23 protein-coding genes are annotated in these 18,412 nt (G+C 71.5%); 8 read left to right on the top strand and 15 right to left on the bottom strand.

What is annotated here, in order from left to right:
* The first annotated feature begins 140 nt into the window (after positions 1 to 140).
* From ACM9LD_RS22655 to ACM9LD_RS22640, 4 genes are read left to right on the top strand one after another with little or no spacing between them, the layout of a single operon-like run.
* Entirely contained in the window at positions 141 to 2,051 is a 1,911-nt protein-coding gene (locus ACM9LD_RS22655; RefSeq protein ID WP_415678775.1) for a hypothetical protein, read from the top strand.
* Positions 2,044 to 3,531, top strand: coding sequence for a hypothetical protein (locus tag ACM9LD_RS22650; RefSeq protein WP_415678774.1), 1,488 nt, complete (start codon positions 2,044 to 2,046; stop codon positions 3,529 to 3,531). The genes ACM9LD_RS22655 and ACM9LD_RS22650 overlap by 8 nt, the downstream gene beginning before the upstream one ends.
* Positions 3,528 to 4,994, top strand: coding sequence for a glycosyltransferase (locus ACM9LD_RS22645; protein ID WP_415678773.1), 1,467 nt, complete (start codon positions 3,528 to 3,530; stop codon positions 4,992 to 4,994). The genes ACM9LD_RS22650 and ACM9LD_RS22645 overlap by 4 nt, the downstream gene beginning before the upstream one ends.
* The gene (locus ACM9LD_RS22640; RefSeq protein WP_415678772.1) at positions 4,991 to 6,646 is read left to right on the top strand and encodes an ABC transporter; all 1,656 of its coding nucleotides are present in this window, start codon (positions 4,991 to 4,993) and stop codon (positions 6,644 to 6,646) included. Before ACM9LD_RS22645 ends, ACM9LD_RS22640 begins: the two co-directional genes overlap by 4 nt.
* Here the strand turns inward: ACM9LD_RS22640 and ACM9LD_RS22635 are convergent.
* The 3 genes from ACM9LD_RS22635 to ACM9LD_RS22625 all read right to left on the bottom strand — a co-directional run bounded on the left by ACM9LD_RS22635 (position 6,619) and on the right by ACM9LD_RS22625 (position 9,058).
* Complete coding sequence (locus ACM9LD_RS22635; protein WP_415678771.1) at positions 6,619 to 7,785, bottom strand: beta-mannosidase; 1,167 nt, start codon at positions 7,783 to 7,785, stop codon at positions 6,619 to 6,621. The two genes, ACM9LD_RS22640 and ACM9LD_RS22635, sit on opposite strands and share 28 nt — an antisense overlap.
* 113 nt (positions 7,786 to 7,898) lie before the next feature.
* The gene (locus ACM9LD_RS22630; protein ID WP_415678770.1) at positions 7,899 to 8,375 is read right to left on the bottom strand and encodes a hypothetical protein; all 477 of its coding nucleotides are present in this window, start codon (positions 8,373 to 8,375) and stop codon (positions 7,899 to 7,901) included.
* 71 nt (positions 8,376 to 8,446) lie between these two features.
* Positions 8,447 to 9,058 carry a hypothetical protein gene (locus tag ACM9LD_RS22625; RefSeq protein ID WP_415678769.1) on the bottom strand — a complete coding sequence of 204 codons (612 nt, stop codon included), beginning with the start codon at positions 9,056 to 9,058 and terminating at the stop codon, positions 8,447 to 8,449.
* Between the two features lie 60 nt (positions 9,059 to 9,118).
* On the opposite strand from ACM9LD_RS22625, the gene ACM9LD_RS22620 reads away from it, so the two are divergent.
* Positions 9,119 to 9,439, top strand: coding sequence for a hypothetical protein (locus tag ACM9LD_RS22620; protein ID WP_415678768.1), 321 nt, complete (start codon positions 9,119 to 9,121; stop codon positions 9,437 to 9,439).
* Between the two features lie 33 nt (positions 9,440 to 9,472).
* On the opposite strand, the gene ACM9LD_RS22615 is transcribed toward ACM9LD_RS22620, so the two are convergent.
* Positions 9,473 to 9,658 carry a hypothetical protein gene (locus ACM9LD_RS22615; protein ID WP_415678767.1) on the bottom strand — a complete coding sequence of 62 codons (186 nt, stop codon included), beginning with the start codon at positions 9,656 to 9,658 and terminating at the stop codon, positions 9,473 to 9,475.
* A 119-nt stretch (positions 9,659 to 9,777) separates the two neighbouring features.
* Here ACM9LD_RS22615 and ACM9LD_RS22610 point away from each other — a divergent pair, with 119 nt between their 5' ends.
* From ACM9LD_RS22610 to ACM9LD_RS22600, 3 genes are all read left to right on the top strand, one after another.
* Positions 9,778 to 10,146: a hypothetical protein gene (locus ACM9LD_RS22610; RefSeq protein WP_415678766.1), complete on the top strand. Its 369-nt coding sequence runs from the start codon at positions 9,778 to 9,780 to the stop codon at positions 10,144 to 10,146.
* Positions 10,147 to 10,155: 9 nt separating this feature from the next.
* Positions 10,156 to 10,962 carry a hypothetical protein gene (locus ACM9LD_RS22605; protein WP_415678765.1) on the top strand — a complete coding sequence of 269 codons (807 nt, stop codon included), beginning with the start codon at positions 10,156 to 10,158 and terminating at the stop codon, positions 10,960 to 10,962.
* Positions 10,963 to 11,078: 116 nt separating this feature from the next.
* A complete protein-coding gene (locus ACM9LD_RS22600) occupies positions 11,079 to 11,378 on the top strand; it encodes a hypothetical protein (protein ID WP_415678764.1) in 300 nt (99 codons plus the stop codon).
* On the opposite strand, the gene ACM9LD_RS22595 is transcribed toward ACM9LD_RS22600, so the two are convergent.
* The 11 genes from ACM9LD_RS22595 to ACM9LD_RS22545 all read right to left on the bottom strand — a co-directional run bounded on the left by ACM9LD_RS22595 (position 11,375) and on the right by ACM9LD_RS22545 (position 17,711).
* Complete coding sequence (locus ACM9LD_RS22595) at positions 11,375 to 11,551, bottom strand: hypothetical protein (protein WP_415678763.1); 177 nt, start codon at positions 11,549 to 11,551, stop codon at positions 11,375 to 11,377. The two genes, ACM9LD_RS22600 and ACM9LD_RS22595, sit on opposite strands and share 4 nt — an antisense overlap.
* Entirely contained in the window at positions 11,548 to 12,150 is a 603-nt protein-coding gene (locus ACM9LD_RS22590) for a thermonuclease family protein (RefSeq protein WP_415678762.1), read from the bottom strand. The genes ACM9LD_RS22595 and ACM9LD_RS22590 overlap by 4 nt, the downstream gene beginning before the upstream one ends.
* The gene (locus ACM9LD_RS22585; protein ID WP_415678761.1) at positions 12,147 to 12,443 is read right to left on the bottom strand and encodes a hypothetical protein; all 297 of its coding nucleotides are present in this window, start codon (positions 12,441 to 12,443) and stop codon (positions 12,147 to 12,149) included. The genes ACM9LD_RS22590 and ACM9LD_RS22585 overlap by 4 nt, the downstream gene beginning before the upstream one ends.
* Before the next feature lie 15 nt (positions 12,444 to 12,458).
* On the bottom strand, positions 12,459 to 13,070 hold the full coding sequence (locus ACM9LD_RS22580; RefSeq protein ID WP_415678810.1) for a replicative DNA helicase: 612 nt from the start codon (positions 13,068 to 13,070) through the stop codon (positions 12,459 to 12,461).
* Between the two features lie 64 nt (positions 13,071 to 13,134).
* Positions 13,135 to 13,365 carry a redoxin NrdH gene (locus ACM9LD_RS22575; protein WP_415678760.1) on the bottom strand — a complete coding sequence of 77 codons (231 nt, stop codon included), beginning with the start codon at positions 13,363 to 13,365 and terminating at the stop codon, positions 13,135 to 13,137.
* Positions 13,366 to 14,045: 680 nt separating this feature from the next.
* On the bottom strand, positions 14,046 to 14,984 hold the full coding sequence (locus ACM9LD_RS22570; protein ID WP_415678759.1) for an ArdC-like ssDNA-binding domain-containing protein: 939 nt from the start codon (positions 14,982 to 14,984) through the stop codon (positions 14,046 to 14,048).
* 47 nt (positions 14,985 to 15,031) lie between these two features.
* Positions 15,032 to 15,283 (bottom strand): hypothetical protein, encoded by a 252-nt coding sequence (locus ACM9LD_RS22565; RefSeq protein WP_415678758.1) that lies wholly within the window; start codon positions 15,281 to 15,283, stop codon positions 15,032 to 15,034.
* A 605-nt stretch (positions 15,284 to 15,888) separates the two neighbouring features.
* Positions 15,889 to 16,359, bottom strand: coding sequence for a hypothetical protein (locus ACM9LD_RS22560; protein WP_415678757.1), 471 nt, complete (start codon positions 16,357 to 16,359; stop codon positions 15,889 to 15,891).
* 90 nt (positions 16,360 to 16,449) lie between these two features.
* Entirely contained in the window at positions 16,450 to 17,103 is a 654-nt protein-coding gene (locus tag ACM9LD_RS22555; RefSeq protein WP_415678756.1) for an LPD29 domain-containing protein, read from the bottom strand.
* A 36-nt stretch (positions 17,104 to 17,139) separates the two neighbouring features.
* Entirely contained in the window at positions 17,140 to 17,436 is a 297-nt protein-coding gene (locus tag ACM9LD_RS22550; RefSeq protein ID WP_415678755.1) for a hypothetical protein, read from the bottom strand.
* Between the two features lie 32 nt (positions 17,437 to 17,468).
* On the bottom strand, positions 17,469 to 17,711 hold the full coding sequence (locus ACM9LD_RS22545; RefSeq protein WP_415678754.1) for a hypothetical protein: 243 nt from the start codon (positions 17,709 to 17,711) through the stop codon (positions 17,469 to 17,471).
* Between the last annotated feature and the right edge of the window lie 701 nt (positions 17,712 to 18,412).

Genomic DNA, 18,412 nt, shown 5'->3' with positions numbered 1-18,412 from the left:
AGCTATCAGCAGCTCATCACCGATTGCGCGGATGTGCGACGGCCCACTGAGCGCCGCGCACGCCCCGGCTTCGGTCGTACAGCCAAGCACCGCACTGCCGCTGCCGCGTCAGGTGTTCAGTGCCAGAACGGATGGCCGTCGTGAACGCGGCTGCACGGCGCGGGCTCGTCGTCTGCGCGATCGCCGTGATGCAGGTGGTGACGGTGGCGCCGGCCCACGCCGCCCCGGACACCGGCGCGGTCGTGCTGCCCCTCGCGGCCACGGGTGATTCCGGGACCGTGGTGCTCCCCGGCCTGCAGGCCACTCGCACTCTCGCCGTCCCGACGCCCCGCGGGGCGCTCCCCGCGGAGCTCCGCGCGCGGGTGACGGCTCCGCCCTTCGTCTCCTCCGTCACCGTCGACGTACTGCAGGAGGGCCGGACGCTCTCGCGCACCGTCGTGCCGCGGCCCGCCGTGAACGCCCCGATCGTGCTGCCCCTGACCGGGATCCGTCCGCAGCAGGTCTCCACCACGGTCACACTGCGGACCTGGCTGCAGGCCGACGGACAGTGCCTGTTCGACGATGCCGACGCCCTGCGGCTGACGGACACGTCCGTCGGTTACGCCGGTGCTCCCGCTCAGCCCACGACCGCCGCCGACTTCCTCCCGCCCGTGCTCAGCCGCGTTTCGCTGCTGCTCCCCGCGCGACCCACCCGCGAGGAGGGCGCCGCGGCCGTCCGGCTCGCGGCCGCGCTGTCCGCGCACTACCCGGGCGCGCCGCTCACCGTCACGACCGGCGCGATCCCCGTGGGCGGGGCGGCGGGCACCACGTCGCCCTTCGAGCGGCAGATCGTGATCTCGGGGACCGAGCCCCGGGGCTTCCAGCTGCGCAGCGGGGCTTCCGGCACCTACGCGGTGCTCGGCGGCAGAGCCGACGACCTGACCCGGACCGCGGCGCTGCTCACCTCCGATCTCGCGCCGCTGGCCGCCTCGTCGGGCGTCCTCGTCGAACAGCCGGTGGCCGCGCCGCAATTGCCCCGCGTCATGGGCACCCTCGACGAGCTGGGCATCGGGACCCTCACCGCCACGGCGCTGTACCGGCCCACGGTGACCGTCGGGATCGACCAGACGCAGCTCGGCGGCCCGGTCCGCGACGTCCGGGTCCGCCTCGCCGGCACCTACAGCCCCGGAACCACGGGCGCGGCCGGCCGTGTCGTCGTCTCCGCGGGGGACCGGACGCTCGCGTCCTGGCCGGCCGACGCCACCGGGACCTTCGACCGCTGGGTCGACGTGCCGAACGACCTGCTCGCGCGCTACACGGCGCTCACCGTCGCGCTCGACCGTCCCGTCGCGCGCGGCGGCTGCGGCGAGGGCGGTGCCGCGACGCTCTCGGTCGACGGCTCGTCGGAGATCCGGCGCGCCACCGCCTCGCCGCCCGCCCCGTCGGGCTTCCAATCCCTGCCGCAGGCGCTGATGCCCCGGATGCAGGTCGCCTGGACCCGCGGCGACCTGCCCGACGTGCGCCGCGCCGTGGCCGTGGTCTCCTCGCTCGGGCGGATGGCCCGGGCGCCGCTCGGGGTCGACGTGGTCGACGCGGACGAGGCCGTCCGGTCGCGCGTCCCCGCCCTGTTCATCGACGCCGACGGTGCCCGCTCCGCCGACCTGCCACTGCGTGTGCGGGCCGGGTCGGGCGGCACCGTCGAGGCCGCGCGGCCCGACGGTGCGAAGGTCGTCCTCCGCCTCGACCCGCAGCTGCGCGCCGCGTCGCTGCAGGTGATCGCCGACGCGGACCGCACCCTCGTGGTGGCCACGTCGAACGGCGAACCCGGCCTCCTCGACGCCGAACTCGACTGGCTCGCCGCCGACCCCACCCGGTGGCCGACCCGGACCGGCGACGTCCTGCTGCAGACCCCGAACGCCGAACCGGTGCAGCTGAACACGGCACCACCGGCGGCCGCGAGGTCGTCGTCCGACCGTGGATGGGTGGCCGCGGCGGCCGCGGCCGGTGCGGTGGCGGTGCTGCTCGCGGTGGCGGCGGCCGTCGAGCTCGTGCGCCGCCGCCGTCGTGGCTGAGCCGACGACGGTCGAGCGCGGCCGCGACCGGGGGCGGCTGATCCGACCGGTGCTGCGCTGGGTGTTCCTGCTGGTCGCGATCGCCGTCGCCTTCCACGGCGCGTGGCGGACGGTGCTGCTGGAGGCCTCGGCGCACACCGAGATCGTCTACATCTACCTGGTCCCGCTGCTGATGCTGATCGCCTTCGTCGGGGTCACGGCGTACGCGGATCCCGGCCCGCCGATCAAGGACCGGCAGACCGATCTCATCGTGGGCACCGTGGTGCTGATCCTGGCGGTCGGCTTCCAGGTGATGCTGGTGCCGCGCTTCTCGCCCGTCTACCTGACGCTGCACCTGGACCTGTTGGCGGCGTGGCTGTTCCTCCTCGGCTGCTCGGTGCTGCTGTTCGGCACCCGCCCGACGGCCCGCTACCGCTGGGTGTGGGTCGTCGCGCTCGGGATCTTCCCGCTGCCGAACCGGGTCCTGGCGATCACCTTCGGCGCCTCGTCGGTCGCGCTGGGCGCCGCGTACATCGGCTTCGGCATGCTCGCGGCGGCGGTCGCGACGGGGAGCACCCGCCGCCGGGCGCTCCTCGGCGCGGCGGTCGGCGGGATCGGCGGGCTGATCGCGCTGGCCGTGCTCGCCCTGCTCGTGCCCGGCGCCGATCAGCACCTCTACGTGCTGATCCCGGCCACGGCCGCGGCGCTGACCGGGTCGCTCGTCCTGTACGCCGAACGGCGGCGACGGTCGCCGGACTGGCACCCGCTCGCACGCACGGTCCGCGCCCCCACGGTGCCGAACGGGCTCAAGACCGCCGCCGTGATCAGTGTCGTGGCCGCGGGACTCGCCTTCGTCCCGACGCCGACGGTGACCGGCGAGACCTACCGCGGCGCCGTGACCGTCGCCGACCGGACGGTGGAGCCGCCCGCCGGCTGGAACCGGCTGGGCAAGACGAGCACCGACTGGGTGAGCCAGTACTACGGACCGGGCGCCACACTGACCCGGCAGACCTGGCGGCAGGCCCAGGGCGACCTGCGCTGGGACCCGCTGCAGCGGCCGCGCACGATCGTCGTCGACACGCTGCGCACGCGCCGCCCCATCACGCTGGGCGTGTATCCGCTGCTCCTGCTGTACGAGGCGAACGGCAGCCGGTTCAGCTACCCCGCCGACGCGCTGCTCGACGGTGGCGTGCTGGGCGCGAAGACCAACATCGTCGACGACCGCACCCGCGTCTCCTACACCCGGCTGTCGTGGCAGTGGCACTGGGACGGGACCGTCGAGTCGGTGTCGATGATCGCCGTCGACGACCATCGCGAGTCGGCGACCTTCCCCCTGGCCCGGCCGACGGCCGCGAAGAACCTCGGCACCCTCGCCTCGGTGCTGTTGCGCGGCAACCTGGTGATCCGGGACTTCTCGGGCGAGCTGAAGGACGACGAACTGCTCACGCTCACCGCGAACCGGATGATCGCCGCCCGCCTGCGTCCCGGGGCCTCGGCATGACGGTCCGGCGCTCCGACGGGCTGAGCGATCCCGCCCTGCGCGCGGCCGCGCTGCACGACGCGGTCGACGGGCTGCGCGAGCGCGACCCGGACGCCTCGGCGTCGGTGGCCTTCTACCCGTGGCAGCGCAACCTGCTGCTGGGCCTCGTCGCGGTGGTGCTGGTAGCGGCGGTCTTCGACCTGGTCGGGACGCTGCGCGTGCTGGTGGCCGTCGCGACCGTCGCGTACGTCGTGACCCTCGTCGACCGCCTGCTGCTGTTCCGCCGCGGGCTGACCAATGCCGGGATCCGGGTGTCCGACGAGCGGGCGCGGGCGGTACCGGACGCGGACCTGCCGAGCTACACCGTCCTCGTGCCCGCCTACGACGAACCCGAGGTGGTGGGCGGGCTCATCGCCGCGATGCGCTCGCTCGACTACCCGGCGGAGAAGCTGCAGGTGCTGCTGCTCCTGGAGGCCGACGACCAGGTCACCATCGACGCCGCCCGGGAGGTGGCGGAGGACGATCTGGTGACGGTGGTGCTGGTGCCGCCCGCGGACCCGCGGACCAAGCCGAAGGCGTGCAACTACGGCCTGCACTTCGCCGACGGCGAGATCATCACCATCTACGACGCCGAGGACCTGCCCGATCCGCTGCAGCTGCGCCGCACGGCCGTCGCCTTCGCCGATCTCGACGACGACGTGGCCTGCGTGCAGTCGAACCTCAATTTCCACAACGCCTCGGACAACGTGCTGGCGGCGTGGTTCACGGCCGACTACGCGGTGTGGTTCGGCTACATCCTCCCCGGTCTGATGGCGAGCGATTCACCGATCCCGCTGGGCGGAACGTCGAACCACCTGCGCCGGTCGGTGCTCGACGAGATCGGCTCGTGGGATCCGTTCAACGTCACGGAGGACGCCGACCTGGGTGTGCGGATCGCGGCCCGCGGCTACCGCACCGCGGTGCTGGACTCGGTGACCTACGAGGAGGCGAACATCGACGGGATCAACTGGGTCCGTCAGCGTTCGCGCTGGTACAAGGGGTACCTGCAGACCTGGCTCGTGCACACCCGGCACCCCGTGCGGCTGGTCCGCGAGCTGGGCGCCAAGGGCTTCCTGCGGTTCACCACACTGCTCGCGGGTACGCCGCTGATCGCGTGTATGAACATGGCCTTCTGGCTGCTCATGATCCTGTGGTTCTTCGGCCAGTACTCCATCATCCGCGAGCTCTTCGGGCCGCTGGTCTACTACCCGGCGCTCGCCTCGCTCGTGATCGGCAACCTGTCGACGGTGTACATGACGCTGGTGACCATCCGCGAGGACCACCGGCCGGACCTGTTCTGGCCGGCGCTGCTGGTGCCCGGGTACTGGGCGATGATGTCGGTGGCGGCCATCAAGGGCACCTACCAGCTGATCCGCAACCCGTCGTACTGGGAGAAGACCTTCCACGGACTGTCGGCCAGCAAGCCGCCCGGGGGATCGTCGTGAGGGCCGCGCTGCGCCGGCCCGGCACCGTCGTCTTCCTGCTCGCGTCAGCGCTGTACCTGCTCGCCGGCGTGGTCGTCACGGCCCGGCACCAGATCCTGCTCGGCGACGCCCTTGCGCGCGTCGCCTCCGCCTCGTCGGCGGTGCACGGGCAGAGCCCCGGCCTGACCTCGCTCGGCTTCGTCTTCCCGCCGCTGACGGCACTGGCGCAGCTGCCGCTGGTCGCGCTCGATCCGATCGCGCCGTGGCTCACCGTCGACGGGATGTCCGCGGTGATCGTCTCCGCGCTGTTCGCGGCGGGCACGGTGGTCCAGCTCGACGGCATCGCCCGCGATCGCGGGGTGCGGGCCCTCGTGCGGGTGCCCGTGGTCGTCGTCTTCGCCGTGAACCCGATGATCGTCTTCTACGCCGCAAACGGGATGAGCGAGGCGCCGTACCTGTTCTTCCTGGTCTGGGCGGTGCGCCGGCTGATCCGCTGGGCGGACGACGACGACGTGCACGAGCTGATCGTCGCGGGGATCGCCCTCGCCCTGGCCTACCTCACCCGGTACGACGGTGCCGTTGCCACCGCCGCCGCCGGCGTGCTGGTGTTCGTGATCACCTGGCGCCGGGCCCGCGGCGAGCGCCGCTTCGGCACCGCCTTCATGGACCTGAACCTGGTGGCCGCGCCGGGCCTCGCGGCCTTCCTCGCCTGGGCCGTGGCGGGCTGGATGATCACCGGCGACCTGTTCGCCCAGTTCAGTTCCCGGTACGGCAACAGCGCGATCCTCGCGCAGACCGGGGGCCCCGACGGTGCCGCCGCCTCCCCGGCGGCGATGTCTGCCATGTCCTTCGTGATCCTGGCGCCCACGTTGCCGGTGCTGCTCGTGTGCGCCGCGGTCGTGCAGCGCCGGCGTCCGGTGGTGCTGGCCGCGCCGCTCGCGGTCTTCGGCGCGGTCCTGCTGTTCCAGACGGCGACCTTCCTCAGCGGCGGCACCTTCGGCTTCCTCCGCTTCACCATCACGGCGATCCCACTGGCTGCGATCCTCGCGCTGTTCGCGACGCCCGCGGGCCGGGCCGTCACCTCCCCGCGGCCCGGTCGCTTCCGGTGGACGGGCGCGCTGTCGGGCCCGCCGCGCCGGTCCGTCGTGGCCCCGACGGTGGCGGTGCTCGCCCTCGCGGCCGCGCTGCCCACGACGACGGTGGGCATGGGCTCGCCCACCTACGCGGCGCAGGAGTTCGCCCTGCGCACCGTCTTCGCGGGCCCGGCCGACACCGGCCCCGAGCTGGACCGCGCCCGCCGCACCGCGCTGGCCTTCGCCACCGAACGCCGGATCGCGGAGTACCTCGACGCGAAGGGGCTGCCCCGGGCGAGCGTGGCCGTGGACACGGCCTCAGGGTTCGCGATCGTCGCGCGGTCGCAGCGGCCGCTGCAGTTCATCGAGACCGCCGACCCCGACTTCACGCAGGCGGTGAACGCGCCGACCCGGCACGGCGTGCGCTACCTGCTGACGGTGCCGCCGACCGGCCGTGGCGAGGCGGATGCGCTGAACCTGCGGTATCCGACCCTCTTCGAGGACGGCGCCGGGGTGGCCGAGCTCGAGGTGGAGGCGCGCAACGACGCCCCGGACCAGCCCGACTGGCGGCTCTATCGCGTGCTCGGCGCGGGCTCCTGAGGCGCGGACGCCGGCGGCGCGGGCGAGGAGGGCGGCGTGTGGGTCGCCGCGGCGGCCACCACGGCCCAGACCGGATCGTCGGGGCCGATGTCCATCGTGCAGCCGCTGACCCGACGATCCGGCACCGCCGACCACAGGAGCACGCCCGTGGCGCCCGCCTCCCGCAGGCGCGCGGTGTTCCGCTCGACGATGCCCGCCCGCGCCTCCCGGCTCACGGCGCAGCCGGAGCCGGCGTCCATGCCGAGTTCCCCGATGAACAAGGGCTTGCCGACCTGTGTGGCCTGCCGCAGGCGCACCGCGAGACCGTCGTACGGGCTGCCGGGGAAGGTCGCGCCGTCGCTCGCGTAGTGGTGGTACTCGGCGACGTCCACGGCGGGGAGGGCCGACAACGCCCGGTAGTCGTCGCCCGCCGCGCCGCACTGGCCGCCGCCGGCGATACCGGCGAACAGGAGGCGGTCGGGGTCGAGCCGGCGCACGAGCGCCGAGGCGTCGGTGACGAAGGAGCGGAGCACGGGGCCGGCGTCGGAGGGGCACCGTCGTGCGCTCCACGTGCACGCGGCGTCGCCGCAGTCCGACACCTCGGCCTCGTTGAGCAGGGACCACCCGGCCACGGTCGGCTCGGAACGCCACCGGCGCACCGCGGTGTCGATCCACTCCGGGAACGTGCGGCTGCCCGCGGTGTCGGTGCGCCACCCGCCGCGGTACCAGCCGGACTGTTTGAACCCGCCGTCGCAGGCGCCCTCGCCGTTCCCCAGCACCGGTAACAGCAGCTGATCGTGGCGGCGCGCGGCGGCGAAGACCCGGTCGAGGGGGTCGAAGTCGAGGGCACCCGTGCGGTCCCGCGCCTGGCCGGCGAAGAGCCAGAAGCGGGTCAGCGTGCGGGGCGGGAGCGAGCCGAAGTAGGCGTCGAGGTCGGTCTGGGAGCCGCAGCCGGCGTTGACCGACCAGTCCGTGCCCAGCTGGTACGCGTTGACGCCGAGCGGCCACCACGGGGCGCCGTCGAGGGTGAGCCCGATGCCCGCCGCGCGGACCCGCGCCGCCGCCGACGGCCCCGGTCCAGGCTCCGGGGGCGGCGTGCACGCCACCAGCGCCAGGCAGGTGAACACCGCCAGCAGAGCCCTCGTGCCCACGCGCGTCATGCGCCTACTCAACCACGACCATCACGGACGGTCTGGACCGAGCGGTGCGAGGGAGAAGAAGCACCTGCCAGACCGGATACGATGCACGACTTGATACGCGGAATGTTAGCGCATCACCGATGAGCTCCGCCGACCTCGGGTTCAGGATCAACCGCCGCACCGTCACCCGCCACCTGACCAGGCTCGGACTGGGTAGACGAAAGTTCATCGATCCCAGCGGCAAAACTATCACCACCCGCACAGCGGAGCCGGTGGGTGGCCATCGTCTCCACCTTGTCGAGGCCAGTCTTGATCCTGTAGCGCTTGTCCATGAGGGTGTTTCGCGCTTGTCGCACCTCGCCTGTGGTGACGAATTCGTAGAGGCCGCGGAGCACGAGCTGCTTGGCGCGGTCGTCGCGGGCGTCTTCCCTTTTCGCTCCGCGCCGTGCGCCCCGCGCGGAGACCGCCGCGGCCGCGGCGGCGCAGATCGCGGCGAAGGCGGCGATGCTGGCGACGATGATCGCCGGAGTCAGCGACGAGGCGTTCGCGTCGGGCAGCGTGCACACCACCTCGAGCGCGGGCGCCTTGGGCAGAGTGCAGGTGAAGTTCATCGTTGCTCGCTCTCGATGGCGTTGGGATCGTTGGGTGATGCTCGTGGAGCCAGCGCGCCCTGCGGAGGTCGTCAGCCGGTGAGCAGGCGTGTGAGGCGGGGATCAGCGGTCCAGCGTGGTCCGAGGAGGGCGCGTGAGACCCAGGGGATGAAGCCCATCGCGGCGGGACCGCGGAGACGGAGTGGTGGGCATTCGTCCCAGCCGAGGAGGAGGGTCCATTCGTCGAGGGAGGGGTGGTACTCGCGGGCGCTGTCGAGCCAGAACGATTGCCAGCCGGAGCCGGGGACGTCGCAGAGGATTCGTAGGTCGGTGGCGATGGCGGTGGTGTAGTGGATGTCGCGCCATCGGATCTGTGCGGCGTCGGCGGCGGCGTTGCGTGCGCGGGAGCGGGCGATCGCGGATCCGGCGAGGGATGCGGCGAGGAGGCCCTTGCTGCCGAAGACGACGGCACCGGGGGCGGACCAGCTGCCGTCGCCGGCGGCGTAGAGGCGGGAGTGCTCGACGGCGCCGACGACGCGGGGTTCTTCGTCGGGCTCGAGGATGGGTCCGTAGATCCGGGTGCCGGTCGGTGGCGGGGCGCCTGCGGCGAGGGCGCGTGCTGTTGCGCGCGCGTAGAGCCACCATTGGTGCAGTTCGGAGGGCGCACCACCGCCGGGAACGTGTTGGACACCGCGCTGGGACACGTCAGTGATGATGCCCCATCGGCGGTGTGCGCGGGGGCTGCGCGGCTAGCCTGGGCGATCATGGATGCCTTCACGCGCCGGCGGCTCGCGCGCGAGATCGACGAGGAGCTGCACGGCAAGGTTCCGGGTGCCGGCCTGGAGACCTTGGAGATGCTGGAGCAGCTCGGGTTCGACCTTTCGCCGGTCTCGTCTATTGCGGAGCTGCACGCGCTGGTGGAGGAACCGCTGCAGGCGTCGTTGGGTCGGCTGCGCGGCTGGCCGGGGGCGCACGCTATGCGGAAGCAGCTCGAGCGCACGGGAACGGCGTCGCTGCGGGCGAAGGTCGGCGTGATCAACTTCGACGACGTGGTGCGGTCGGCGCAGCACGACGACTCGGAGTGATCAGAGACCGCTCCCCTGGGCCGATGAGTGCTGTTAGGCCGGCATCGTCTCGACGGTGCTGCCGTGCTGGTCGGCGTAGGCCTGAGCCTCGCGGGCCTGGTCGGCGGTGAAGGTTCGGACCGCGGCGGGCTGCCCGTCGACGCGGACGATGAGGGTCAATTCGCGCAGAGCGACGCGGGCGCGGGTCGGCTTGACCTGGGTGGCGTATTCGGCGGTCACGACGAAGGAATCTACCGCCGCGGGCCGACATGGTCGGCACGCCGGCGCCGGGGTGAGAAGTTGGTTGCCCGGTTTGCCCCTTGATCGCGATGATGAGCGGGATCAGAGAGGTTGGCGATATGCAGATCCCCGTGACGGACCCCAGTTCGTGGCCGAACTACCCTGCGCGCGACGCGAATGCCGGTCACGGGCACATCTATCGCCGTCCCGACGGCGTCGTGGTTCGCTGCGGCGGGCCGCGGTACTGCGTGGCGTGCACCACCGACGAGCTCGAGGCGGCGGCGGCGTGGTGCGATGCCGTGGCGGCCGGTGACGGCTCGGCTGAGGAGGCCCAGGCGGCGCGCGCGATGCTGGCGGCCGCGGGCGCGACGCTGCGCGATCAGCGTGACAGCGCGATCGGGGCGATCGCCGGCGCGGCCGCGCTGCGGGAGGCGAGCCGCGGCATCGGCGGTTCCCGCGGGGTGTTCCGGCCGATGCCGATGGGCTGAGGTCCTCGCATGAGTGATCGCAGCGGCGACTCGTCGACGGCGGATGCCCTGGGCGGTGTATTCGTCGAGTCCGTCGCTCTCCTCGTCGAGCGGATAGCGGATCCCGCCGGCTTCCCGATCGAGCCAGGAAGTCCTCTTGCCGAGGACGACGCCAAGGCGCACCCGTTCGAGGTCGGCCAGGCGGTGCGCCACCTGATCACGACGACGGTCGATCACCTGGACGTGGTGAAGACGACGCTCGTCGACGTGCGGCGCCAGAACCTGTTCGCGACGGCAACGCTGACGCGTTCGGCGCTGGAGTGCACCGCGGCGGGGCTATGGATGCTGGGGCCGCAGCAACCCACCGTGCGCCTTGAGCGGACGCTGCGCTGGTACGCGCAGGACTACCACGACCGGCGACGGTTCGTCGGTGACGACGTGCTCGACTTGGATCCGCCGCGACGGGATCGCTACGACCAGGACAAGGCCGCCGTGGTCGCGGTCGCGGAGCGGCTGGGCATCACGCTGCCGCCGCGCGGCGGCCTGCAGATGACGGAGATCCTCAAGGAGGCCAGCGAGCTGACCGGGATCGAGTCGTTGGCGCCGTGGCGGCTGGCGTCGGGGTTCGCGCACGGTCGGCCGTGGGCGTGGCTGGGCTTCTCGGAGAGCCGGCCACTGTCGGAGGAGGGCGTCGAGCGCCCGGTGTACGAGTGGCGGGCGGATTCGGACTTCATGGCGCGGTACCCGGTGCTGGCGTTGCGGTTGCTCGCCGAGCTCGTGTTTCTCCGCGATGTGCGCGCCGGCGTTGCGGAGCGACAGGACGGCCGCCTGTTCTAGCGCGGCGCCAGGGCGCCGTGCGCGTCGGCAGTTGGTTGCGCGGGGCGCGGGTCTGGTTGAAGCTCCGCGGTACCGGGGCTGATTCAGGCGCCCCTTCTCGGCAGGTGGTGATCGTCGTGCGGGTTCTTCGACTGGTGGCCGCGGTCGCGGCGGTGGCCGCGGCGGCGACGGCGTCGGTGGCGATCGCTCCCCCGTCGATCGAGACGATGGCTCCGACGGTCGGGGCGATCGGCACGCGGTGCGAGCAGGCGATCGCGCCGACGGGTTCGGGTGAGGTGGCGGTCAAGATCACGTGCCCGGAGCGCTACGTCTCGTTCGCGGTGCTGAGCGCGACGGGCGAGACGGTTTGCGAGCGGGTCTATCCGCTGCCGATGGTGCCGAGACCGACGTTCGACCGGTGCGGGATCGGCGGCTAGAACAGGGCGTCTTGCTGTTCGGCGGCCGCGGCGTCGGTGGCGGCTTCGTAGCGTTGCACGCGGTGCTTGACGTAGGCGATGGTCTCGTCGAAGGCTTCGGCGATGGTGTTCCAGCCGACGCGGTCGTCGGCGTGCTCGATCACTTGGGCGGCTTCGTCGACGGCGGGGATCATGCGCCGGCCTTGTCGGTGACGCCGTTGCATCCGGCGGGCGCCCACAGGCCGTAGCCGTCGGCGCGGGCGGCGCCCTGGGCGGCGCGCAGGGCCGCGGTGTGCGCGGTGGGCCGGGCGTAGGTGAACTCGCGGGCCCATCCGCCGGCGACGAGCTCGTAGTTGATGAGGATGGGCCCGCTCCACACGTAGGCGAGGGTGCGGCCGTAGCGGTCGCGCTTCTCGTAGCCGTACTCGAGGTCGACGGTGCGGCCGGCGAGGGTCTGCTGGAGGTGGGCGGACGCCTCGGGGCCGTAGCACTGGATGCTCGTACGGCGGTCCTTGGTCTCGGGGGCGTCGACGCCGAGCAGGCGGATGGTGACCGCTCCCCCGCCGTTCTCGCGCGCGACGCGGATGGTGTCGCCGTCGACGACGGCGGTGACGCGGTAGGGCCCGTCGAGGCCGCTGGCGGGCCGCGTGGGCGCGGTGGCGGTGGGCCGGCCGCGGTCGGGGCTCGCGGCGCGGGCGGCGGCGCCGACGGCGATGATGAGAAGGGCGACGAGGCTGAGGAAGACGGCCGCGGTGATCACGGATCGGCCGGCGGGCTTGGTGGTCCGGTTCATGCGATGTCCTGTTCACGGTCGTGGTGGGTGCCCCGGTGCAGTTCCTCGAGGACGGCGACGGTGAGGCTGGCGCCGGTGAGGTCCTGGCCGCGGGTGCTGTGCGCCCACCAGGTGGCTTGGTCGGTGGTCAGGGCGACGGTGATGATGCCGCCGCTGGGTGTCCCGATGAGCAGTGTGTCGACTGGCCGCGTGCTGAGCGAGCAACTGATGCCGTCGTCGACGAGGGCGACGTGCAGCTGCTGCAGCTCGGTCAGGAGTGCCGGCGCGCTGGTGATCGGCTCGGGGGTCGTCATGGCGCGGTCCTTCCGTCAGGTGATCTCGGTGTCGGGGTAGTCGTTGAGGGCGCGGTAGCGGCGCTCGAGGCCGGTGGCGTGCAGCTCGGCGGTGGCGCCGGCGATGATGGTGAACATCTCGTCGGGGCTGGCTTCGTCGCTCATCTGGCGGACGCGCTCGGTGTGCATCTGGGCGTGCCGGCGCATGGCCTGGCGCAGGACCTTGTTCGCGTGGGGGCGCAGGTCGGTGGGGTCGACGTCGGAGCCGACGTGGCCGCCGAACAGGCTCAGGAACAGGTTGCGGGTGAGGTCGCGCTGCCGCTCGTGGTCGACCTGGAGGGCGGCGATGGCGTCCATGACGTGGGTGAGGGCCTCGTCGATCCGGGGCTCGGTGGTCCGGTCGCGGTGGGCGCGGCGTGCGGCGATCGCGGCGCGGTAGAGGTCTGCTGCGGAAGGGTGGTAGAAGTCCACGGGCAGAAGGTGCTTCGCGATGCGGCGGGCTTCGTCACGGGGTGCGGCGATGAATCCCCAGAGGAGGGCGAGCTCGTCGTGCAGGTCGGCGACGTCGGGCAGGAAGGGATCTGCGGCGGCGTGCGGGTCGCCGGCGTCGGGATCCGGTGTGCCGGCGGTGATGGGGTGGTCGAGCATGGCGGTCACGGCTCCTGGTCCTTCCTCGGTCGCTGCGGGGTGTGGCGATGGGTTTTGGTGCAGGTCAGGCGGCCTGCAGCGTCTTGATCCGGTCGGGCCGGAAGCCGGACCAGTGGTCGGTCCCGTCGATCACGACGACGGGCGCCTGCAGGTAGCCCAGGCTCAGGACGTACTCGCGGGCCTCCTCGTCGGTGGTGATGTCGACGGTGGTGTACGTGATGCCGGCCTTGTCGAGTGCTCGGTAGGTGGCGGTGCACTGGACGCAGGCGGGCTTGGTGTAGACGGTGACAGACATTGCATTCCCCTGTTCTGTGAATGACTCCCCCGAGACTCTTTCAGTCTATTCCTGCTGATCGGTATTGTCTACCATTCTGCGGGTATTTTCTGAACGAATCTTGGTGGGCTGGACTGGTTTTGATGCTCGTTGTTGGTGCCCTTTCCTTGACATTAGCCGACGATTCGCAGACGCCCCGCGAGGACAATAGAGAGCCGAAAACAAGTTTCTTTGTAATTTCCTTGGGGCCGCTAGGCCGGAAATTGCGTGAAAGTTTTTTCGGATCGACATTGGGCGAGAGGGGCGGCTGTTGAGAGAATCCGGCGGTCATTGGAACGGGCCTGGCGGGGTGGGACGCAGTGGTGATCTGCCTGACGTCGGGGTCGCGTGGGTGGAGGTCGGCGGAGCCGTCGTTCCGGCGAAGCCGGCCCCCGCGCTTGCGTGTGCGCGCGGGGTTCGCCTGCGGCAGCGAGCGTTTGTGCGGGGAGGCGGGGCTGTGCGCCGCGTGCGGCGCTCGTTGTTCGGTTCGCCGCCGGGCGGCCTTGGATCGCCGCGCTGCTGCGGTGGCGGCGGTGGTGACGTCGTCGGCGGCGCCCTGGTGCCGGCGGTCGCCGCCGGCCGGGCCATGCAGCTGGCGTGCGGGACGGGCCGCGCTCCGCTGGTTGCGTGAGGCGGCCCGTCCTGCGGGCTGGTCTTGACTCCTATTCGTCCTGGGTGTTGTCGTCGGGGTTGTTGTCGATGGCGGCGGTGAGAATGGCGACGGTGTCGCGGACTTTCTCGGCCGTTTCGTGCATGAGGTCGGGGTTCTTCTGGGTCCAGCTGGCGAGGTACGGGCCGGAGTTGTTGATCGCGTCGAGTCCGTAGATTCCGGCGACGACGTAGGCGACTGATTCGGCTTCTACTTCCATGCGGTCGGATCCGCCGGCGCGGTTCTGGGCGTCGTCGGGGTCGTGCATGAGGACGTGGGCGGCTTCGTGGATGAGGGTGAGGATCGCGTGCGCGTCGTCGAAGTCGGTTCGGACGGTAACGGTGCGCGTGCCGTCCTTGCCCCAGGTGGTCGTGCCGTCGATGGCGTGGTGGCGGGTCTCGCCGCGGATGATGGTCCAGCCGCGGGCCTCGAGGACCTGCACGAGCCGGTCGTAGATGCCGGTGGTGTCGTCGCCGGTCAGGCGCGGCGTCTCGGGCGCGGTGGTGGCGCCGGCGAGGGGGTGCCCTTCGATGGGGTCGGTCTGGGAGATGTCGAAGACGCTGAGGATGGGGAAGATCGGCACCTTCTTCTCGGTCTCGGTGCCCTGGTCGTCGGTCTCGGTGACCTTGCGGCTGCTGTAGCCGAAGATCTTGATTGCCTTCTCCCCCTTGCGGACTTGGCGTCCCTTCTCCTGCCATGCGCGGAAGCCGGCGACGGCGGTGGCGTTGGGGCGCTGGGACATGATGAGCATGACGTTGCGGATCGAGTAGCGGTGGAAGCTGCGCAGGAACTCGAGGTAGTTCGTCCAGTTGTCGGTCTGGTGGAGCTGCTCGACGGCGGCGGTGAGGGTGGCGTGCAGCTGGGCGGTCTGCTCGGCGCGCGTTGCGGCGTCGCCGCCGGGCCGGCGCTTGGTGCTGCGGCGCTTGGTGCTGCGGGTGGCGGTCGTGGTCATGGCGGGGCCTTTCGGGTTCGGCGGGATGCGGCGAGGTTGGTGGCGGTCTAGGTGGTGGTCTGCGGGACGGGGCCGCGGTAGCGGATTCGGATCTCTCCCCCGGCGGGGTCGGTGCCGCAGAGCTCGTTGAATCGGGCGTCGAGGGTGCCGTCCGGGTACATGTCCCAGAGCACTTCGCGGTCGAGGATCTCGGCGACGGTGGTGGCGGCGGCCGGGAAGCTGAGCGCGGTGACCGCGTCGACGGTGCGCAGGGTGCCGGGTTGGTTGATGGTCTGGAAGGTGAACAGTCCGAGGTTCATGACGGTGGGCTCCTGACGCTGGGCGGCGGGTTGGTCGGGCGGTGTGTTCTTGATATTTGCCGCGATTGTGCAGCCCACCCGGGAATGAAAAATCGTGGTGCGCGCTCGGGGGAGAAACATCGTCAAAACCCTTTAGGGCGGCCTTTGGCCGAGCTTGCTTGCAAGGTTTTTAGGCGATTTTCGGAGGAGAGTGCGCCGAGCGAACGCAGTGAGTGAGAGCGATTTAGATTGAAGGGTGGGCTGTCAAACAATGCGGCGTCAAGAACACGAGACCTGGAAAGGGGTGTCGGTCCGCGTGCGGGCCGTCGTTGCGAGGCGCAGCCGAGCCTTGCTCCCCCGCGGCGCGGGGGCTTGGGGGGCACCCGGCCGTGGCCGGGTCAGGATCACCGCCCTGTGGTGGTCGATGCCGGCGAAGCCGGCCCTTGATCCCCCGCGGGCGGGGGCCTGGGGGTGGATGGCCCCGGAGGGGCCCGGGGAGCACTGTGCCGGCGCCCGCAGGGTGTCGGGGCAGCTTGGCGGCGGCACGCCGGCCCCTGGGGGCGCCCAAGGGCCCGGAAACGACGGGAGCCGCCCCACCTGGTCGGTGGAGCGGCTCCGGGAGTGCGCTAGCCCTTCTTGGCCTTGCGGTCGCAGGTCTCGCACGGGTATCCGTCGTCGGGGGAAATCCGTTCCCACACGGTCATGGTGGTCTCGATCCGTTTGCGTCGCGGGTAGGCCTCGATCTGGGCCTGTGCGGCGGCGCCGATGTGCTCGGTGCATAGGACTTCGCCGCCGAGCGAGACGTAGAGCTTGGTCGTCGAGTCCCGGCCCGGGTCGTTGCGGGCCGCCTCGCGGCGGGCGCTGGCGGCGGCGATCTCTTGCTCGAACTGGGCGCGGCTGGTCCACAGGATCAAGGAGTCGATCGCGTCGCTGTCGAGGGCCGCGGTGCCGCCTCCGACGGTGATGGTGGCGGCTCCCCCGGTCGCCGCGGAGGTGAGCGTGAGGACGCCGCCCGGGGTGGTGATGGTGAGCACGTGGGCACCGTCGACGACCTGGTAGTCGAGGGTGGGCGTGGTGGGCTTCGTGCTGGCGGGCATGGTTGGTCTCCTGCTGCGGGTGGGTTTCGCCTCGGTGGTGAGGCGGTCGTGCCCGTCCCCGGACTCGAACCGGGGTGTCTGCCGGTCGGGCTAGTCGGCGTCGGCGCGGGGGCAGAGCGGGTCGTGCGGCTCGGCGATGTGCTCGCCGCAGAGGGGGCATCGGTCGTCGGCGTCGTAGTCGACGGTGAAGTCGGTGCGGTTGCACGCGGCGCTGACGACGATCTCCAAGTCGTTGAACTCGTTTCGGATGATGTGGTGGTTGTAGGTCACGTGCTCGTCGGGGGCTTCGACGCGCATGAGAGCGGTGTAGATCGCGCGGGCGCTCATGTCGGTGAAGTCGGGCGCGTGGTTGTCGGCGAACAGGTGCGTGTTCTGGTCGGCGACGCGCTGCGCGACGTAGCGGGTGGCGTCTTCGCTGATGCTGCGGCTGAGCGCGGTGCCGCAGCATGAGTAGTGCACGACCTCGGGCAGCTCGCCGGCCTTGGTGACGACCAGCTGGTCGGGGTTCTGCTGGTAGGACTCGGTCATGGAGTCGTGCGTCGATCCCTCGAACCGCTCAACGATGCGCTTGACCTGGTCTTCGCGGGGGCCGTCGACCCAAGCGATGCTGATCCAGAGTGCGGCGGTGCCGGTTCCCTTGCGGACGGAGAACGTGACGGTGGGCCACTGGGCGCGCAGGGCCTTGCGGATCTCCTTGGCGGTGTCGGCAGTCGAGATCTGGCGGGTGGTGTATTCGGCGTTCATGGCGGTTCCCCTCGAATCTGCTTGTGGGATAGCGGTCTAGGCGCTGATGGTCACGGGCACGTAGTGCTCGACGGGCGCGATGATGGTCACGTGGTCCTGGTCGTCGATGTGGATGCAGACGCCGTAGGGCGCGCGGTCGACGATGGAGATGACGGGGCGGCGGTAGCCCTCGCGGTCGGGGCCGGCGATCTGCTCGGCGATCGCGACGGCGGCAGCGAGCGCGTCGGCGCGGTCGGTGTAGGGCTCGCCGGGGATGCTCTTGCCGTGGCTGCTGCCGGTGGCGCTGTAGCTGTCGCGGTAGAGGGTCCACTTGGTGGCGATCGCGGTGGTCATGGTGTGCCTTTCGTTCGATGGGGTGCGGTGGGCTAGTTCGTGGCCGCGACGTCGGAGAGCAGCGAGACGGTCCACGTGCGGATGGCTCCGCTGGTGCCGGGTTCGGGGAGCTGGTTGTTCCAGCGGGTGTATCCGGCGGCGCTGACCACCTCGTAGGCGCGGAGCTTGCCGGTGATGCCCTGGGCGATCTGGATCGCGGGGCCGCCGTCGGCGGGCTGGATCCACACGTTGCCGCTCTTGCGGTTCCAGTAGGCGGTGTGACGGGGTGCGCGCACGGTGTCCTCCTCGGGGGCTGGCCCGGGTTGCTCGGGCGGTGTGTTCTTGTATTGGCCGCCGTTTGTGCGGCCCGGGCGGAGCGCCAAATCGGTTTGCCCGGGGCCGGAGATTGGGGTGAAACCCGGTAGGGCGCGAGCTCGCGAGCGAGCTTTTCGCCGTCCACTCGGTGGGTTGTCCGAGTGGATGTGTGGGCGGCGGAAAGGTTTTCTGCTCCAATCTCCGGCCCCGGGTCGAGGGAGCGCCCGCGCGAGTGAGTGCCGATTTGGCAGCGAAGTCCGGGCCGTCAAAGACTGCGGCTCAAGAACACCCACTCCCGGAGGGAGAGCTGTGCCGTAGGCGCGTTCCCGGCGGCAGCCGGGCCTACTCCCCCGCGGCGCGGGGGCTGGGGGGCACCCGGCCGTGGCCGGGTCAGGATCTCGGGCCCGTTGGTGGTCGATGCCGGCGAAGCCGGCCCTTGATCCCCCGCGGGCGGGGGTCTGGGGGTGGTCGGTTCTTCGTTGGAGTCCGGGCGGCGGTGCCCGGTTGTGGGCCGCGCCCGCCCGATTGGGTGCGGGCGGAGGCCAGGGTGCAGCTGGAGGCCGTGCCCATGAGGGCGGTGGGTGCGCGGTCCACAGCGGGGTGTCCGGCGTGCGGCCGATGCCGGCGAAGCCGGCGCCCTTGCGCATGTGCGCGGGACTCTCCCCGCTGGCGGGGAGTTGGT

Origin of the sequence: Tsukamurella hominis, from assembly GCF_965137015.1 — a bacterium.
Taxonomy (GTDB): domain Bacteria; phylum Actinomycetota; class Actinomycetes; order Mycobacteriales; family Mycobacteriaceae; genus Tsukamurella; species Tsukamurella hominis.
The sequence above is the reverse complement of the archived record's forward strand: the minus strand, read 5'-3'. Positions and strand labels throughout refer to the sequence as shown.

Coding starts and splice junctions, on each gene's coding strand:
- ACM9LD_RS22645 (WP_415678773.1), top strand. CDS start 3,528: ATGACGGTCCGGCGCTCCGACGGGCTGAGCGATCCCGCCCTGCGCGCG.
- ACM9LD_RS22635 (WP_415678771.1), bottom strand. CDS start 7,785: ATGACGCGCGTGGGCACGAGGGCTCTGCTGGCGGTGTTCACCTGCCTG.
- ACM9LD_RS22630 (WP_415678770.1), bottom strand. CDS start 8,375: ATGAACTTCACCTGCACTCTGCCCAAGGCGCCCGCGCTCGAGGTGGTG.
- ACM9LD_RS22620 (WP_415678768.1), top strand. CDS start 9,119: ATGGATGCCTTCACGCGCCGGCGGCTCGCGCGCGAGATCGACGAGGAG.
- ACM9LD_RS22610 (WP_415678766.1), top strand. CDS start 9,778: ATGCAGATCCCCGTGACGGACCCCAGTTCGTGGCCGAACTACCCTGCG.
- ACM9LD_RS22605 (WP_415678765.1), top strand. CDS start 10,156: ATGAGTGATCGCAGCGGCGACTCGTCGACGGCGGATGCCCTGGGCGGT.
- ACM9LD_RS22595 (WP_415678763.1), bottom strand. CDS start 11,551: ATGATCCCCGCCGTCGACGAAGCCGCCCAAGTGATCGAGCACGCCGAC.
- ACM9LD_RS22590 (WP_415678762.1), bottom strand. CDS start 12,150: ATGAACCGGACCACCAAGCCCGCCGGCCGATCCGTGATCACCGCGGCC.
- ACM9LD_RS22585 (WP_415678761.1), bottom strand. CDS start 12,443: ATGACGACCCCCGAGCCGATCACCAGCGCGCCGGCACTCCTGACCGAG.
- ACM9LD_RS22580 (WP_415678810.1), bottom strand. CDS start 13,070: ATGCTCGACCACCCCATCACCGCCGGCACACCGGATCCCGACGCCGGC.
- ACM9LD_RS22575 (WP_415678760.1), bottom strand. CDS start 13,365: ATGTCTGTCACCGTCTACACCAAGCCCGCCTGCGTCCAGTGCACCGCC.
- ACM9LD_RS22570 (WP_415678759.1), bottom strand. CDS start 14,984: ATGACCACGACCGCCACCCGCAGCACCAAGCGCCGCAGCACCAAGCGC.
- ACM9LD_RS22565 (WP_415678758.1), bottom strand. CDS start 15,283: ATGAACCTCGGACTGTTCACCTTCCAGACCATCAACCAACCCGGCACC.
- ACM9LD_RS22560 (WP_415678757.1), bottom strand. CDS start 16,359: ATGCCCGCCAGCACGAAGCCCACCACGCCCACCCTCGACTACCAGGTC.
- ACM9LD_RS22555 (WP_415678756.1), bottom strand. CDS start 17,103: ATGAACGCCGAATACACCACCCGCCAGATCTCGACTGCCGACACCGCC.
- ACM9LD_RS22550 (WP_415678755.1), bottom strand. CDS start 17,436: ATGACCACCGCGATCGCCACCAAGTGGACCCTCTACCGCGACAGCTAC.